Below are 14,779 nucleotides of genomic sequence, written 5' to 3' on the forward strand. Positions count from 1 at the left end.
GAGCGCGGGGAAGAACTCACCGGTCACGAGAACCGGATCTTGATGCGACCCCCAAGCAGAGCGTCCCCGGGGCAGACCCCGCTCCCGGCAGGTGTGAGGCCGGTCGCCGCCATGCCCCCACACCACTCGCGTGGGCCGCTGGGTGTGGGGCGTGGCGTGCGGGCGGGCTGTCAGCCGAGGCTGAGGATGGCCTCGACCAGCAGGTCGGGCTGCTGCTCCTGCAGGAAGTGACCGGCGTCGGGAACCGTCACGTGCTTCTGCCCCTTCGCACCCGGGACGCGGGCCTGGAAGATTCCCTCGAAGGGGCGCGAGATGTGATCGTGTTCGGCGAAGGCGGTCAGGAACGGCTTGTCGAAGGCTTCCAGCCCGGCCCAGGCACTGCGCAGCGTCGCCGCGAGCGTTTCCGGGGTCTCGAGCGTGACGAGGTGCGGGAGCTGCCGTGCCCCGGCGAAGTACCGCTCGGAGGGGAAGGGGGCGTCGTAAGCGGCGGCCTCCTCCTCGGTCAGGACGTCACCGCTCACGCCAAGAGCGCTGGCCACCGCCCGCGAAGCGGTCAGGTCGGGCGCCTCGGACATCTTCCGCCATTCCAGGAACGCGCTGAATCCCTGCGCGAACTGCTCCTCGGTCAGTGAGGCCATGAAATCCGGGTCGGTCAGACCGGTGTTGGAGGCGACCACGGCCACGAACCGGTCGGGGGTGAGCCCGACGTGCACGTTGAAGATGTAGCCGCCCCAGTCCTGGCCGAACAGGGTGATGTCGGTGAGACCCAGCTGGTCCAGCCACTCACCGGTCCAGGCGATATGGGACTCGTAGGTGTACGCGGCACGGTCGACCGGCTTGTCCGAGCGGCCGAACCCGATCAGATCCGGGACCAGCACCCGCCGGCCCGCTGCGACCAGGCCGGGGATCATCTTGCGGTACAGGTAGCCCCAGGACGGCTCACCGTGAGCGAGCACCACGACCGGACCGTCGGACGGCCCCTCGTCGACGTAGTGCATCCGCAGACCCTCGCCGACCGTGGCGTAGTGCGGCTCGTACGGCCAGTCGGCGAGACCTTCGAAACGCTCGTCAGGGGTACGTTCGACATCCATGCCGGTCATGAGATCCTCCGAAGTTTTGGTTCTGAAGCAGCTCTCACCGGTCGGCTCGCTCTCGTGCTGAGCCGCGTGCTGCTGCCCCATGAACGTACGACCAGATACATGACATGTGCCGTCATGTATATCGGGGACTTTTTCGGCACACCCGCAGGAGAGGCAGCGGAGAGGCAGCGCCGAATTCCGGGTCGACGTGTGCGGAGCCGAGCGTATGCGGCGGCTTTGAGGAGCCGGGGGGCCGACGCGCAGGGTGGCCGCTCCGGTCCTCGTGGGAGCGGCGTTGGTGCACCGGCCGCGGCTCGGTCGGGGCGGGCGGAGGTGCCGTGGAACACGCTCCGGATACATGACGGGCTTCGTCATGTATCCGGGTCATTCTTGAGATATGAAATCCGACCGATTGCTGTCGCTGCTGCTGTTGCTGCAGACCCACGGGCAGGTGCCCGCGACCGACCTGGCCGAGCGCCTGGAGGTATCGGTCCGGACCATCTTCCGCGATGTCGAGGCGCTGTCCGCGGCCGGTGTGCCCGTGTACGCCGAGCGGGGACGCAACGGGGGCATCGCCCTGCTTCCCGGTTACCGCACCGATGTCACCGGCCTGACGGCCGACGAAGCCCGCGCCCTGTTCGTCCTGGTCACCGACCGGGCCCACGCCGACCTGGGACTGGGCCAGGCGATCGGCTCGGCACTGCGCAAGGTCATGGCCGCCGTGCCCGCGCCGTTTCGCGGCGTCGCCGATCTCGCCAGCCGCCGCATCCTGATCGACCCGGTGCGCTGGCGCGGCAGCCCCCAGGAGCTCACCGTCGACCTCGGCGTACTCCAAGTGGCGGTCTTCAACGACCGGCGGCTTCGGCTGCGCTACCGTCACGGCCGCGATGCCGAGGTCCGCTCCTACACCCTTGATCCGTACGGGCTGGTGAGCAAGGCGGGCATCTGGTACCTGATCGCCGATCACCGCGAGAAGCCCATGATGTTCCGGGCGGATCGGATGCTCTCGGCGACGGTCACCGAGGATCCCGTCCGGCGGCGCACCGGGGTGGAGCTGGCCGAGCTGTGGGAGAGCCTGCGTCATGGGGTCGACAACGTGCCCACACCGGTGAGCGTGACGGTGAAGGTCCAGCGCCGCATGCTGGCGAAATTCCTGGCTCTGCACGGTGCGGAGCTCGCCGCCCCGCCGCCGCAGGAGCCGGCCGATACCGAGAGCACCGATCCGGTGCAGCTGGAGGTGAGGTTCCGTTCGCTGGGCTCGGCCGAGCAGTTGCTCCTCTTCGGTCCCGCCGTCGAGGTCCTTCAGCCGGCCGAGCTGCGTGGGGTGCTGGTCCGCAGGGCGCAGGAGACCATCGCCCTGTACGAGGACGCCCGAGCAAGCTGACAGCGGTCGCCTGGTCACTTTTGTCGGGACGTTCGCTTCCGCCGTCGCTGCTGGTGTCCTGACCTTCGCCGGGGCGCGGAAGGCTGTACACCTGTGGGGCGAACTCACGCGAGAGGTCTGCGCGGACGGCGCGTGGGGCATGGGCGCCGTTCTCGCGCTGGGCGCGCGACGATTAGCCACCCGAGGGGAAGATTCGATGAGTTCAGAACGCATCCGGCGTATCGCCGCACTGGGCAGCTCGTACGCGGCGGGGCCCGGCATCGAGCCGATCGCGGACCAAAGAGCGCATCGCTCGTCCCGGAACTATCCGCACCTGCTCGCCGAACGGCTCGATGCCGCGCTCACGGATCTCACCGTGAGCGGAGCCACCACCGAGACGATCACCTCCACGGCCCAACGGCTCATGTTCCGCACGTTTGCGCCCCAGTTGGACGGCCTGCCAGCGGATGCCGACCTGGTGACGATCACCGTCGGCGGCAACGACCTCAACTACATCGGCAGCATGGTCCGGCTGGGCCTGGCCGGCCGCTTCTCCTCCCGCCCGCTCACCCGCCCGCTGGGCGCGGTACTGAAGCGGCGCGGCGTGCCGCGACCATCAGAGGACGACATCGACCGGGCGGCGGCCGGTCTCGCCCGAGTCGTGGAGGAGGTCCGAGGCAGGGCGAAAGGCGCGCGGGTGGTCCTGGTCGACTACCTCACAGTGGTCGGACCCGACACCGGCTACGGCCGTGCAACGCCCTTCGACGCGGCGACCCTGGACGGCTTCCGCCGCCTCGGCGGCCACGTCGCCGACGTCTTCGCCCGTGCGGCAAGGCGCACCGGTGCGGAACTCCTCGCCATGGGACAGCTCAGCCGTGACCACGCTCTGGGATCCTCTCAGCCCTGGGTCACCGGTCTCCCCGAGCGTGTGAGCGGCTCAAGCCTCATGGGCGCCTTCCATCCCAACAGCGCCGGTATGCAGGCTGTGGCAGATGCCATCGCCGATCACCTGTAACGGCCGCACATGATGATGCAGCCCTCTCTGGGACAGGAGCTTCACCCAGCTGGCGGAGATGCCGAACGGCCGGCTTCGCATGCGCGGAGCCGGCCGTTCGCCGTGGGGGCAGGGGGTGGCTACGAAGCCGAGCCGTTTCGCTGCGTCGTCGCGTGCGCCGAGACCAGCAGGCTCCAGTCGTTGGCGTGGTGCGGGTACTTCGCCTTCATCATGCCGAAGAGCTCACCGGTTTCCTTGGCGACCTCGGATGCGGCGGCGAAGTCGTGGATGAACGACCGGGTCTGACTGAGCATGGCCGCGACGGCGTGGTCGTCGCCGTCGGGGCGACGGTGCCCGGCCACGACCATGCGCGGCGCGAGGTCCTCGATGACCTGGAGGGTGTCGAGCCAGTCCTTCCATTCCTCCGGGGTCGAGAGAGCGAGCATGGGGAAGACCTCGTTGTAGATCGAGTCCCCCGCGACGACGACGTCGATAGCCGGGACGTGAACAATGCTCGTGGGGTGAATGTCGGCCTGCTTGACCGGGATGACGTCGACCGGACAGCCGTCGACGTACAGGGTCGTGCCCTCCAGCGCTTCGGGCATCGGCCCGTGCGGCACTGCCTTGTCGCCGAACATCAGTTTCCACTGCGCCGCCTGTGCGGCCCAGGTGGTGCGCATCGACTCCAGGATGTGCGGCAGCGTCACCGCCTTCGCACTGGGGAAACGCTCCAGGAGCGGGCCGATGCCGAGGTAGTGGTCGGCGTGGTCGTGCGTGACGTAGACGGTGGTCAGGCGCTTGCCGGTCCGCTCGATGAGATCACCCAGTTCCCGCACCTCGGCCTTGAGGTGCAGGGCGTCGATCAGGACGATCTCGGTGGGGCCGCTGATCAGCGTCGCGGTCGTCGGCGAGAACGTGCCGGGCGGGACCTCGGCGCTCTCCTGGGCGGGGATCGTCGGCCAGTGGCCGGCGAAGACGGTCGCCCTCAGGGGTACGTCGTTCGAAGCAGGCGAGCGCGGGGTGGAGTCCACGGTGAAACCTCCGGTTGTGGAGTGAAGGGTGGGAGGGGACGGGCGGCTGGTCGGGCATGCCGCTGTCAGGCGGCCTTGAGGGTGCCGCCGTCGATGACGTGGTCGGCGCCATGGATGTTGGCCGCGCGCTCAGACAGCAAGAAGGCGACCAGGTCCGCCACTTCCTCAGGTTCGGTCAGGCGCCCCGAGGCGATGCCGACCTGCGCGGGCAGAGAGGCGAGCAGGTCGCCGTGGCCGACCCCGTATGCGGCGGCGACCTTGCCGCCGAAACCGTCCGGGTCGGTCCACAGCCTGCTGGCCACGGTGCCCGGGGAGACGGTGTTCACGCGGACACCGCGCGGCGCCAGCTCCTCGCTGAGCCGCTTGCCGAACTGGGTCAAGGCCGCCTTGGCCTCCGCGTAGCCGACCGGCGTGCCGGTGTGCACGCGGGCGTTGATCGAGGAGATGTTCACGATCGCGCCCTTGCGTTGAAGGATGCTCGGCAACGCCGCCTTGGTGGTCCACACCGCGCTGAACAGGTTGAGATCGAAGATCCGCTGCCACTGCTCGTCGTCGATGTCGAGGACTGTGCCGACGGTCAGCCCGTCCGGGTCGCCCGCGCCGACGTTGTTGACGAGGAAGTCGATCCCGCCGACCGCGGCGCGCGCCTGATCGGCGACCGAGGTCGCCCCGTCGCGGGTGCTGAGGTCGACGGAGACGGCCGCGGCGGCCACCTCCTCCAGCTCGGAGGTGACGGTACGGGCGGCACCCACCACCCGGACGCCCTCCGCGGCCAGGGTCCGAGCGATCGCGAGGCCGATGCCGCGACTCGCGCCGGTGACCAGAGCGGTCTTTCCGCTGATGCCAAGGTCCATGATCTCCCTTTCGTGAAGCAGCGCAGATTCTTGAACTGAAGGTCAAAAATTAGGGCGCCAAAAGGAGCCGTTTGCCCGAAGTGCCGTTGCTCAGAGGCCCGTCAGGGCCGTGTCGATGATCCGATGGAGCGCCGGCCGGTCGAACGTCTTGGCCATGACCCGTAGCCCGGCGAGGGTGTTCTGGAGGAACAGTGCCTGCGCTCTGGCGTCGACGTCCCGGTCGACGTCACCGTCCCGCCGCCCTTGCGTGATACGGACGGCGAGGAGTTCGATCAGACCCTCCTCCATGCGGAGCACCAGGCGTGCGGCCTCCGGGTCGCGCCCGCCCAGCTCCCCGATCGTGTTCTGGGCCAGACATCCGCGCCGGACCGGCCCGTTCAGGTCCGCGTCCACGAGCAACAGGAAGTAGGCGCGGATGCGCTCCTTGGCGGTGCCCGGCCGCGAGAGGAACTCCTCGGCCTGCTCGGCTCGCGTCCGGCCGTAAAGGTCCAGCACCTTGCCGAACAGCTGACGCTTGGAACCGAAGGAGTGGTACAGGCTGCCCTTGGCCACTCCGGTCACCTCCGCGAGGTCGGCCGGGGAGGTGTCGGTGTAGCCCTTGGTCCAGAACGTCTCCATCGCCTGCGCGATGACCACGTCCGGCTCGAAGCCCTTCGGTCTGCCCATACCGCTACCGTAGCCAGTATTTGACCTATGGGTCAAATACTGGGGCCGCAGGCCAACGCCAAAGATCAGCGCGGCCGACCTGAAGTCGTGTGCCTTCCCGGGTGAGCTGGTACTCCACCCGGGGTGGGATCCCCGGGTAGGCGGTGCGGGTGACCAGCCCGATGAAGACGAACGCCGGAGCCGTGAGGACAGGGTCTTGAAGCTGATCCCCGGGAGCGCGGCGCGCAACTCGGTGAAGCGTTTGCGGTGCCGTCCAGCACGAGCGCCTCGCCGAGCTCGGTGGCCGCAGCCGCATCGTCAGGGAAGGCGCCATCCGGTGCGCATCCACTCGGTAGGTGGTGCGCATCGGGTGGGGGCCGTGCGATGGAGTCGGCCGGTTGAGGGCAGCGCGTTTCTCCTTGAACTGAGCCGAGGTCAAGGAGAAACGCGGCGGGTGGCATCGGGTGGATGCACGGCATCGTCCCCGTCGATGTCGCCCACTCCCCCACGGTGTCGTCCACTCCCGCCAGTGGACTCCACTCGGTGGAGTGGTACCGGGCATCGTCGGTGCGCACCACGGCATCGGGTGCACTCAGTGGCCGGCCTCCCGGCCGCGGTGCGGTCCGGGCTCCTGCGGGCGGCGCGCCCGCTGGTCGCCTTTGCGCACCGGGTGCACTCCATCGGCATCGCCCTGGTCGGTGTAGCGGTCCGCGCGGACGCGGGAGTTAGTCGACGCCGGTGACCGTCACCCGGCGTCCGAGGGCGCCGGCCTTGGACGCCTTCTTCGGGGAGTCGCCCTTGGCGAGCCGGTCGGCCTCGATCCGGTCCGCGTACGGGTGTCGGCCACGCTCGCCGAACAGGCTCCGCAACTGCGCCTCGGTGACCTCCTTGCTGCAGCGCGCCGACGATTCGGCCGTCGCCGTCCCGCGCGACCAGCGGCAGGGACAGCTCTCCCGCCGCCCGCTGGAGTTCCCCGGCTGCCGCCGCTCTCACGAGCCGCTCCCCGGGATCGGTGCCCGCGAGGGCGTCCATCAGCCACGTCCCGTACTCCCCGCGAGCGAGTGCTTCGAGATGGCCGGCCTCCAGATCGTCGGCGGCCTCCTTCACCAGCGTGTTCACCACGGCGACTTCCCCCCGGCCTCGAAAGCCCGATCCGCACACCGTCGGGCCCCGGCACACCGTCCAGAGCTGCCGGCGCGTCAGCCGGGCCCACCCCGCTGAGGAACCTGCCGTCGCCGTCCTCTTGGCTGTTGTCCTCTTCATCTTCGTCTTCTTCTTCGCCATCCCGAGGATCTACCCGCCCCAGGTCCTGCGGACCCAACGGCCGGAAGGAGCGCCGATGGCCGTGATGTCAGCCAGCCAGGACCACCGGCTGCGACGGCGTGTGTCCTGCGGCAACGGCCGCGACCAGGTCGGCGAGACCTGCGGGGTAAACCGTCTCGTGGGTGGTGCGCAGTTCGGTCAGGGTCCACCAGCGGTACTCGCGGATGCTGTCGGGCTGCGTCGCACGGGCCGGGTCGACGTCGGATACGGAGAGGCGGGTGAGGTAGTACAGCTCCACCCGCCGGACTTCGCGCCCGCCGACCAGATGCTCCTTGGTGCGCTCCGCGAGCTGGGGCCCGAGCTCGATCGCCTTCTCGTCGATGCCAAGCTCTTCACCCAGCTCACGGAGGGTTGCCGTGGCGTGGTCCTCCCCCAGAAGCCGCCCCCATGTCCGGCGACTCCCAGGTGAGGACTCAGTTCGAGACCGGAAGAAAAAGAACAAGCTCAGTACAGCTTGTTGACCGCCGTGACGGTCGTGGCCTTGAAGTCGGCCACCTGGGCGTGCTGGAAAGTGCCCATCCGGCCCCACCGGACGACCGTCACGGTGGCACCGTCGCGGCCGACCGAGAAGAGGCCGATGTCGGAGGAGCCCCAGGCAGAGGCTGTGTGGATGCCGTAGACGTCGGCACCCTCCTCGACGTTCAGCCGGCCGTAGTACTTCTGCGTCGCCGTGATGTCCGGGTCCTGCTGCATGAGCTTCTTCGCGCAGCCGGCCAGGTCCTTGCGCAGCAGCGCCGCGAAGTCCTTCGCCCACTGTTCGCTGCGCCCCTCGACCGTGAGCTGCTGGGCGTTCGTGTCGTACTCCGTCCAGTACTCCCGGTGCGTGGTGGTGGACGGCAGTGCGTCGCCCACGCACATCGGCAGCGGGTCGGGCTGGCCGGCCGTGACCGCTCCGGCGTACCACGGCGAGGACGGGTGGGGCGGCAGGTCGGCCGGCTCCAGGAACCGGGGTGTGTCGGAAGCCGGCGTGGCGGCGGCCGGGACAGCGGCTGCGGCGACACCGGCCACCGCCGCCAGCGCGGCCACGGTGGTACGGATGCCTCGGGTACGGATCTGCATGGTCTCCCCCATTGATTCCCCGGTCGAACGCGCGGGCTTGTGCCCTTGCCCCCCCGTAAGACCCACCGCCACCCGTGACAGTTGCCCTGTACATCCGCTACGGATCCGTCCCGATTGTCACCGTCCTGCCACCGGGTTCAAGGCCGGTGATCGCTCTCACTCCCGCCCGTGATCGGCTCACGTTCGGAAGTTCAGCCTGACTCTGAGGTCGTGGAAGCGGAGCGGCGGGCGCGGGAGACCCGCGTCACAGGCACAGTTCCGCCACTTCCGGCCAGGGGCTGCCCTCGTCTGCACGGGGACAACGGGCATCCGGGCCGGCGACGGAATCCGGCCCACCCCCTGCCGACGGGAGTGGGCCGGACCGCGGCAGCGCTCCGTGGGTCAGCGGACCGTGGTGACCCGGTGCTCCTTCAGCGAGGCGCAGTTGGAGCCCGTCACGTAGACGTACACGTTGTCGATGTGGCCGCCCCAGTCGACGCAGTGGGCCTTGCCCTGGACATAGGCCGGTCCGGCGTACGACGTGTACGCGCCCTCGTCCTGGGCGTACTCCTCGGTGTCGGAGACATAGATCCACGCGCCCATGTCGCGCGCGGTGCCAGGGTTGGTGCGGATGGTGGCAACGCAGTTCTTGCCGTTGGAGGCGTTGTAGGTCAGGTAGACGGTGCCCTGCGTGCCGACGGGCGCGGAGTTGACGGTCTTGTAGCTGCTTCCGCAGACCTTCTGCGCGGTGGTGTTCGGTGCTGCGGAGGCGGGGCCGGCCAGAACGGTCGTTGCGCCGACTGCCAGGGCCGCCATCGCGGTACCGGCAAGAACAGAATGATTGAACCTCATATTTCCCCCTTATGGCCTTAGGAGTGCCTTGCTCCTGATAGATCAGACACGTGCCGGGTGCGCAGGGTTGTGACCCGGCACCGGCTCGATCCGGCCGAGTTGACCGGGCGGGCCGGGAACACGGTCGGGTGGCCGTGACCTGGGTGGGCGGTGAGGTTGCGGCGTCGCCCGGGCCCACCGCCCGCGCGCCGGATCAATCCGCGCCGCCACGGCCGAGATCCTCGTCCGGGGACGTCGCAAGCCGGAAACGCCAGGCTGCGGCCGGGGCGACCTGTGGCCTTCCGCGCCCGGCACCCCGCCGTCGCGGATCCGCCCAAGAGCACGACAACGCACGGACGTCGGCGCATTCTCGCCACAACCCCTCGGCGCACCGGGTGTCGAGGGGTTCACTCAGGTCTGGCTCAGGGCCGGGTGTGACCAGATCGCGCGGCGCGGCCCACGCCGGCCGGGAGCAGCATCAGGCAGCAGACTCACCCTCACGGCCTTCGTCCCGATCTGTGCACCTTGGTCGTAGCACATGATCAGGCGAAGGCCGCTTCAATGTCCGGCGAATGCCAAGTGAGTGGTCTAGTGCATGGGCGCTTTCGAGTGGGAGGCAGGGCTCAAAGCACAGGGGCGGCAGGCTCCCGCAGAAATCAGGCGCTCCACCATTCGCCGGTGCCGCAGTTGACTTCGCAGCGCCACCACTCCTCCGTCTGCCCCGTGCCAAAAGAGCCCTGACGCCGGCGAAGTCCACATCTGCCGGCACGGTGAAAGCCACCATGGGGAAGCCCCCACTGAAGACCTCACCTCCAAGCCCGAACTGCGAAAAACGCTGATGGACCGCCTGTGGGCTCTCGCCCAGGGGGCCAGTGGGTATGAACTGAGGCCCGACCACGCCCAAACGGCGGGTGTGACGTCGGCGAGGTTCGCAGGAGAAGGCGCGCGAGATCGTGCAGGAGAAGGCGCAAAGGGGGCGCAGCGGACGGTGCCGCGCGGCGGACCGAAGCTCGGTTCGAACGGCAGTTACCTTTGCCGCGTGGCAGCTTCGTACGGCTCCCCCCAGGACCTGACCGACGCTCAGGACGAACTCCGTCAGGTCCGCGCTGATCTGCAGACCCTCTACCGGCGGGTGCCGTGGTCGGCGGAACCGCTGGACGCGGGGAAGATGCACGACAACGCCTGGCGGCAAGCGTCCCGCCCCGCCTCCCCCGGCTGAGATCCCCAGGACGCGGCGGAGATCGCCCGGCTACGGAAGCGGGAGCTCGAACTCGCGGGAACGATCATCACGCACGCGTACTGGAGCGAATTCACCTCGGCCGACGTCCTCGCTGCCCGTACCGCGCTCAAGCACCACAAGCCGGAGATGGCCGACGCCTCCAGCTAGTGCTCTGGCCGCATGGGTCCGCCGGGCCGGGGGCGTAGCGGTTGGATGGGTGGTGATGGCGTCGGCCGCTGCGCGAACCAGCGGTCGGTGACGATGGGAGCGGGCTATAGGTCCGGCACGGAGTACGGTCCGGAAAATCGTTCGCAAGCCGAGGGGTTTCGAGCCGATACTAGGGGTTTGATCACATCGGACAGAAGAGTGGCCAGCGCTGACGTACAACCGTGACACCCTGCCCTTCCCCGAAAACCGTGTGCCCCCCATCACCTACGAGGGCATTCGAAACTGGGATGAACTCGACCCGGCCCGACACCCGTTCGCCTGGGATGAGGACGAGGAAGCCCGCCTCCGCTCGCTGGTCCGCGAGTGGGTGCCGCCCGTGCTCTCCGGGATGGGCGGCTGGTGGCAGGGCGAACGCTGGTGTGAAAGCCAGGTGGACGCGATCATCCGGGAGCGATACGGCACCTGGGCCTGGGGATGGAACTGGTGCTACCGCGACGGCGGGCCCATCGGTAACTGGGTCAGCGGGCCGAACTCGGTGACGACCCCCGACGAGACTGCGGCACGCGTCGTAGCCGCACTGCTGGAGTGGCGGAAGTGGCTGGAGCGCACGGCCCAGCGCTTCGCCGAACTGGCGCCGCCGCCGGATGCCTCACCCGAGGATCGCAGCTGGCACCTGGAGCGGGCCTGCGTCCGGCTCGTGACCCACGCACTGGACTCGGGCGCGGAGGGCGGCTGGCACGGGCAGGCCTCGATGGTTCTGGGCTGGTTCCTCACCAGCACCGGCCTGGACCGAGCCGAAGCCGCGCGCGCGGTGGAGAACGCGATCGGCGGCCGGTTCAAGAGCTGGGTTACCCCGGAACGGACTCAGATCGAATCCGTCGGCGGTGACCTCGCCGTTGGCCTCACCGGTCGCGCCCCCTACCGGGACCATCGTGAGAGGGCCGCGCTGGAGGATCTCCATGACCGCTACTGACAGTCTTTCGGTCTGGCTGCATGCGCGCCGTGAGGCCAACTGGCAACACGCACCCGTCCTCCTGCGGATTCCTCCTACAAGCGACGGTTTCCGGACGTGGTGCGAAGGGCCGGTGCGCCGGCGCGACTCCGTGCGTGCCCAGCGTCTGCTCGCTGCCCACACCTTGGCCCGAGCCGTTGCCGCACGCCGCACCCCGCTGAACTTCGCCCTGCTGGCCAGCTGGCAGCGCGAGGTCCTCGGCGAAACAGAGGCACCGCTCCGCGTGAAACCCGGCGCGACAACAGCCTGGTGCCGTCCGAGTCGATCACCGTGCAGTGATGCGCGGCCTTGCCGGCATCCGTTCCCGCCCACAGCTCGGGCACCCGAGCCCCCTTCGTCGTTCGGTCTTCTGGACCCTGCAGACGACCACGCCGACGTGTCCTTACGAAGCGATCTCTGTTCGCTCATCCCAATGAGTGGCCGTGTCGCCGCGGGGCACTGGGTGGCCTGTCAGTCAAAGCCACACGTACGGCATGAGCGCTTCAGCTACACCCAGGCCCCTGGGTCTCCCGAAGGACCAGAATCAACCCGCCAACAAGGTGGGTGATTTCGTCCGTTCGCCCGTGACATGCGGTGTCCTGGCTCCGTGAACGACGTACACGGCGCGGCATGGTCCAAGTCCCGGACGGCGTCCTACTCTACCGGTTCGCGCCAGGCGGCGACGAGATCGTGGAAGCGCGGGAAACGGGCACCCGGAACAGTCTCGTCACTGACCGTCTCGCCGTTGAGCCAGCAGATGTCGAAGACGTCGGCCTCGGTGTCGAGTAGGCAGCACACACCGCCGGTGGCGGCGGTGAGGTCGGTGAACACCTGCCTGACGGTCGCGGACTGCATGAACATCCGGCTCATGCCCGAGGTGGCCGCCATGAACTGCAGCGACGCGAAATTCGGGTGCTGTGTGGGCGAGAACGTGACAGTCAGGTAGATGTACCCCACCGACACTCGTCCCTGCTCGTCGACCCTGTCGGAATCCCGGAGGTGGAACTCGCGCACCGCTTCGTCGACGCCAACCATGACTGAGGTGTCCAGTTCGAGCGTGCCGCCTGCCGAACAGTCGACCGGTTCGCTCTTGAACCTCGAGGTGAACGGCACGGTCAACTGCTCGCCGCTCGGCAGCGTAATCGGAAGCGGTGGCGTGTGGCGGCCTTGCGTGGCGAGCTCGGCCAGCCGGGTCAGGGCCCTCGCAACGTTCCGAGGCGGCATGAAGATCTCGTAACTGTAGTCCAGCCCCATACCGCTTCGCCTCCTCTGGCTCTGAGCAGGGATCCTTTCACGGTGTGGACTGGTCGCCCAGTTGATTATTTGGGGGTGACCGGCTTCACCCTGCAGGGGCCGGAACGGGCGGGAACATCGGCTCGTCTCCGAAGCGATCAGCTCTGAGCAGAAGCACAGCCGCCCACGGGTGGTCACCGAGAACCTGGCAGTGGGTGGAGACGCTGATGTCCCGCGGCTCCGCCCGCCGTTCCAAGCCGTGACCTGACTGACGAAGCCAACCGGAACTTCGACGTGTCGCACGGATTGTGCCGACTGGCCTGGCGTGACACCAACTACCGTGCCGCAGCGCGAGGGACTGACCGTAGTCGAACGCTCAAGTGGCCAAATCAACCACTCACTGGCCAACTGAAGCGCTCCTTACCTTGTTGGCGGGTTGATTCTGGTCCTTCGTGCGATCGGGAGACCCAGGGGCCTGGGTGTAGCTGAAGCGCTCATGCCGTATGTGTGGCTTTGACTGAGCGTTTTCAGCGTTGTCTCTCCAGGGTGAGGACAGCTCTGGTGATGACGGTCATGCGGTTGGGGCTGATGCGGGATCTGCGGAAGATCTGCCAGGACTTCAGCCGTGCCATGCCTCGTTCGACAGGCGCCCGGGCCACGGACAGGGCCCGGTTCTCGGTCCGCTCGGTGACAGTGAGTTCACCGCCTGGCGGGCGGCGCTTGGCGGTGGTGACCCAGTCGCCTGCACCGATGTAGGCCATGTCGGCGAGGATCGGGACGCCCTGGCGCGCACAGATCCGGAGGGTCTTGTGGGTGCGGGCGGCCGTCAGATCGTGGGTCCGGCCCGGCAGCGCCGGCGACAGCCACAGAATCTCACCGGCCGGGTCCGTGACGACCTGCACGTTAACCCCGTGCCGCTTGTGTTTCGAGGAGTAGTCGGCCCTGCCGTCGCCGACGCGGTCGCACTCGGCGAGCGTGCCGTCCAGGAGGACGAAGTCCGGGTCGTGCACGCGTAGCGTCTTCAGCAGGCCGGGGGCTTGCTCGGCGAGCAGACCGGTGACCGCGGTGACATAGGCGTGGGCGGTGCCGACGGATATCCCGAAGGCTCTGGCGATACGGGCGAGGGTGTCATGGCGGCGCAGGTACACGAGTGCGACCAGCGCACGGCGGTGCGGCGGGAGTTTGCACCGCCGGTCACCCTCACGGGTGACGATGAGCATCGTGACCCACTCGACCAGGGCGTGGGGCAGGTCGAGTGCGGCAGGATACGGAACCAACAGGGCTCCTGTGCTGCTGAGTTGAGACGTCGAACACCTCTCTCAACGGCACGGGGGCCCTGTCCGTTGCGCACCCCGACCTCACAACGCCCCCGTCACCCGATCAGTGGCCACACTGAAAACGCTCACTGACAGGCCACCCAGTGCCCCGCGGCGACACGGCCACTCATTGGGATGAGCGAACAGAGATCGCTTCGTAAGGACACGTCGGCGTGGTCGTCTGCAGGGTCCAGAAGACCGAACGACGAAGGGGGCTCGGGTGCCCGAGCTGTGGGCGGGAACGGATGCCGGCAAGGCCGCGCATCACTGCACGGTGATCGACTCGGACGGCACCAGGCTGTTGTCGCGCCGGGTCCTCAACGACGATCCGAGCTGCTGGAATTGATAGGCGACGTCCACGCGCTGGCCGAGGACCGCCCGGTGACCTGGGCAGTCGATTTGAACGCGGGCGGGGCCGCACTGCTGACCACCCTGCTCACCAGCCACCGTCAGCGCCTGCTCTACATTCCAGGCCGCACCGTCCACCACGTCTCCCACAGCTACCGGGGCGATGGCAAGACCGACGCGAAGGACGCCTGAGTGGGATGAGATCTCGGTCGACCTGAAGATCCTCACGGCCCGACGCTACGACTTGGCGGCGGATCGGACCCGCGCCATCAACCGGCTTCGGGCTCAACTGCTGGAGTACTTCCCCGCACTAGGCCGTGTCCAGTGAATCGTTCGGAACGTGGCT

At 68.4% G+C, this 14,779-nt stretch carries 17 protein-coding genes and 1 pseudogene; 6 read left to right on the forward strand and 12 right to left on the reverse strand.

Translation table 11 applies throughout. The features are described 5' to 3' along the window. Window positions 1-170 precede the first annotated feature (170 nt). The gene (locus tag STRTUCAR8_RS13855; RefSeq protein WP_044472170.1) at window positions 171-1,091 is read right to left on the reverse strand and encodes a haloalkane dehalogenase; all 921 of its coding nucleotides are present in this window, start codon (window positions 1,089-1,091) and stop codon (window positions 171-173) included. A gap of 385 nt (window positions 1,092-1,476) precedes the next feature. On the opposite strand from STRTUCAR8_RS13855, the gene STRTUCAR8_RS13860 reads away from it, so the two are divergent. Both STRTUCAR8_RS13860 and STRTUCAR8_RS13865 read left to right on the forward strand, forming a co-directional pair. Next, window positions 1,477-2,463, forward strand: a complete 987-nt coding sequence (locus STRTUCAR8_RS13860) for a helix-turn-helix transcriptional regulator (RefSeq protein ID WP_006376389.1) — start codon at window positions 1,477-1,479, stop codon at window positions 2,461-2,463. Window positions 2,464-2,659: 196 nt separating this feature from the next. Continuing rightward, on the forward strand, window positions 2,660-3,457 hold the full coding sequence (locus tag STRTUCAR8_RS13865) for an SGNH/GDSL hydrolase family protein (RefSeq protein WP_006376384.1): 798 nt from the start codon (window positions 2,660-2,662) through the stop codon (window positions 3,455-3,457). A 119-nt stretch (window positions 3,458-3,576) separates the two neighbouring features. Here STRTUCAR8_RS13865 and STRTUCAR8_RS13870 read toward each other — a convergent pair whose 3' ends face one another. The 9 genes from STRTUCAR8_RS13870 to STRTUCAR8_RS54135 form a co-directional block, all read right to left on the reverse strand. Next, on the reverse strand, window positions 3,577-4,467 hold the full coding sequence (locus STRTUCAR8_RS13870) for an MBL fold metallo-hydrolase (RefSeq protein WP_006376365.1): 891 nt from the start codon (window positions 4,465-4,467) through the stop codon (window positions 3,577-3,579). A gap of 65 nt (window positions 4,468-4,532) precedes the next feature. Beyond that, window positions 4,533-5,321: an SDR family oxidoreductase gene (locus tag STRTUCAR8_RS13875; RefSeq protein ID WP_006376343.1), complete on the reverse strand. Its 789-nt coding sequence runs from the start codon at window positions 5,319-5,321 to the stop codon at window positions 4,533-4,535. Between the two features lie 90 nt (window positions 5,322-5,411). After that, the gene (locus STRTUCAR8_RS13880; protein WP_006376373.1) at window positions 5,412-5,987 is read right to left on the reverse strand and encodes a TetR/AcrR family transcriptional regulator; all 576 of its coding nucleotides are present in this window, start codon (window positions 5,985-5,987) and stop codon (window positions 5,412-5,414) included. 25 nt (window positions 5,988-6,012) lie between these two features. Further along, a complete protein-coding gene (locus STRTUCAR8_RS55615) occupies window positions 6,013-6,549 on the reverse strand; it encodes a winged helix-turn-helix transcriptional regulator (protein ID WP_107117898.1) in 537 nt (178 codons plus the stop codon). 142 nt (window positions 6,550-6,691) lie between these two features. After that, entirely contained in the window at window positions 6,692-6,835 is a 144-nt protein-coding gene (locus STRTUCAR8_RS53325; protein WP_006376344.1) for a hypothetical protein, read from the reverse strand. A 482-nt stretch (window positions 6,836-7,317) separates the two neighbouring features. Continuing rightward, complete coding sequence (locus STRTUCAR8_RS13885) at window positions 7,318-7,731, reverse strand: NUDIX domain-containing protein (RefSeq protein WP_006376381.1); 414 nt, start codon at window positions 7,729-7,731, stop codon at window positions 7,318-7,320. A 2-nt stretch (window positions 7,732-7,733) separates the two neighbouring features. Beyond that, complete coding sequence (locus STRTUCAR8_RS13890; protein WP_006376368.1) at window positions 7,734-8,360, reverse strand: hypothetical protein; 627 nt, start codon at window positions 8,358-8,360, stop codon at window positions 7,734-7,736. Between the two features lie 369 nt (window positions 8,361-8,729). Then, window positions 8,730-9,179 (reverse strand): hypothetical protein, encoded by a 450-nt coding sequence (locus STRTUCAR8_RS13895; protein WP_006376371.1) that lies wholly within the window; start codon window positions 9,177-9,179, stop codon window positions 8,730-8,732. 457 nt (window positions 9,180-9,636) lie between these two features. Beyond that, a complete protein-coding gene (locus STRTUCAR8_RS54135; RefSeq protein ID WP_234372749.1) occupies window positions 9,637-10,056 on the reverse strand; it encodes a DUF4265 domain-containing protein in 420 nt (139 codons plus the stop codon). A 141-nt stretch (window positions 10,057-10,197) separates the two neighbouring features. Here STRTUCAR8_RS54135 and STRTUCAR8_RS55350 point away from each other — a divergent pair, with 141 nt between their 5' ends. Then, the gene (locus STRTUCAR8_RS55350; protein WP_006376374.1) at window positions 10,198-10,377 is read left to right on the forward strand and encodes a hypothetical protein; all 180 of its coding nucleotides are present in this window, start codon (window positions 10,198-10,200) and stop codon (window positions 10,375-10,377) included. Window positions 10,378-10,795: 418 nt separating this feature from the next. Then, window positions 10,796-11,518, forward strand: a complete 723-nt coding sequence (locus tag STRTUCAR8_RS13905) for a hypothetical protein (protein WP_006376342.1) — start codon at window positions 10,796-10,798, stop codon at window positions 11,516-11,518. A 672-nt stretch (window positions 11,519-12,190) separates the two neighbouring features. On the opposite strand, the gene STRTUCAR8_RS13910 is transcribed toward STRTUCAR8_RS13905, so the two are convergent. Next, complete coding sequence (locus STRTUCAR8_RS13910; protein WP_006376364.1) at window positions 12,191-12,790, reverse strand: hypothetical protein; 600 nt, start codon at window positions 12,788-12,790, stop codon at window positions 12,191-12,193. A 506-nt stretch (window positions 12,791-13,296) separates the two neighbouring features. After that, a complete protein-coding gene (locus STRTUCAR8_RS13915) occupies window positions 13,297-14,046 on the reverse strand; it encodes an IS5/IS1182 family transposase (RefSeq protein WP_006376383.1) in 750 nt (249 codons plus the stop codon). A 259-nt stretch (window positions 14,047-14,305) separates the two neighbouring features. Here STRTUCAR8_RS13915 and STRTUCAR8_RS55620 point away from each other — a divergent pair, with 259 nt between their 5' ends. Together STRTUCAR8_RS55620 and STRTUCAR8_RS55625 are read left to right on the forward strand one after the other, a co-directional pair. Beyond that, a complete protein-coding gene (locus STRTUCAR8_RS55620; protein ID WP_407705496.1) occupies window positions 14,306-14,431 on the forward strand; it encodes a hypothetical protein in 126 nt (41 codons plus the stop codon). After that, a pseudogene (locus STRTUCAR8_RS55625) lies at window positions 14,428-14,761 on the forward strand (IS110 family transposase). The gene STRTUCAR8_RS55620 and the pseudogene STRTUCAR8_RS55625 overlap by 4 nt, the downstream one beginning before the upstream one ends. Window positions 14,762-14,779 lie beyond the last annotated feature (18 nt).

It is taken from the genome of Streptomyces turgidiscabies Car8 (genome assembly GCF_000331005.1).
Taxonomy (GTDB): Bacteria; Actinomycetota; Actinomycetes; order Streptomycetales; family Streptomycetaceae; genus Streptomyces; species Streptomyces turgidiscabies.

Coding starts and splice junctions, on each gene's coding strand:
- STRTUCAR8_RS13855 (WP_044472170.1), bottom strand. CDS start 1,091: ATGGATGTCGAACGTACCCCTGACGAGCGTTTCGAAGGTCTCGCCGAC.
- STRTUCAR8_RS13860 (WP_006376389.1), top strand. CDS start 1,477: ATGAAATCCGACCGATTGCTGTCGCTGCTGCTGTTGCTGCAGACCCAC.
- STRTUCAR8_RS13865 (WP_006376384.1), top strand. CDS start 2,660: ATGAGTTCAGAACGCATCCGGCGTATCGCCGCACTGGGCAGCTCGTAC.
- STRTUCAR8_RS13875 (WP_006376343.1), bottom strand. CDS start 5,321: ATGGACCTTGGCATCAGCGGAAAGACCGCTCTGGTCACCGGCGCGAGT.
- STRTUCAR8_RS13880 (WP_006376373.1), bottom strand. CDS start 5,987: ATGGGCAGACCGAAGGGCTTCGAGCCGGACGTGGTCATCGCGCAGGCG.
- STRTUCAR8_RS55615 (WP_107117898.1), bottom strand. CDS start 6,549: ATGCCGTGGTGCGCACCGACGATGCCCGGTACCACTCCACCGAGTGGA.
- STRTUCAR8_RS13890 (WP_006376368.1), bottom strand. CDS start 8,360: ATGGGGGAGACCATGCAGATCCGTACCCGAGGCATCCGTACCACCGTG.
- STRTUCAR8_RS13895 (WP_006376371.1), bottom strand. CDS start 9,179: ATGAGGTTCAATCATTCTGTTCTTGCCGGTACCGCGATGGCGGCCCTG.
- STRTUCAR8_RS13910 (WP_006376364.1), bottom strand. CDS start 12,790: ATGGGGCTGGACTACAGTTACGAGATCTTCATGCCGCCTCGGAACGTT.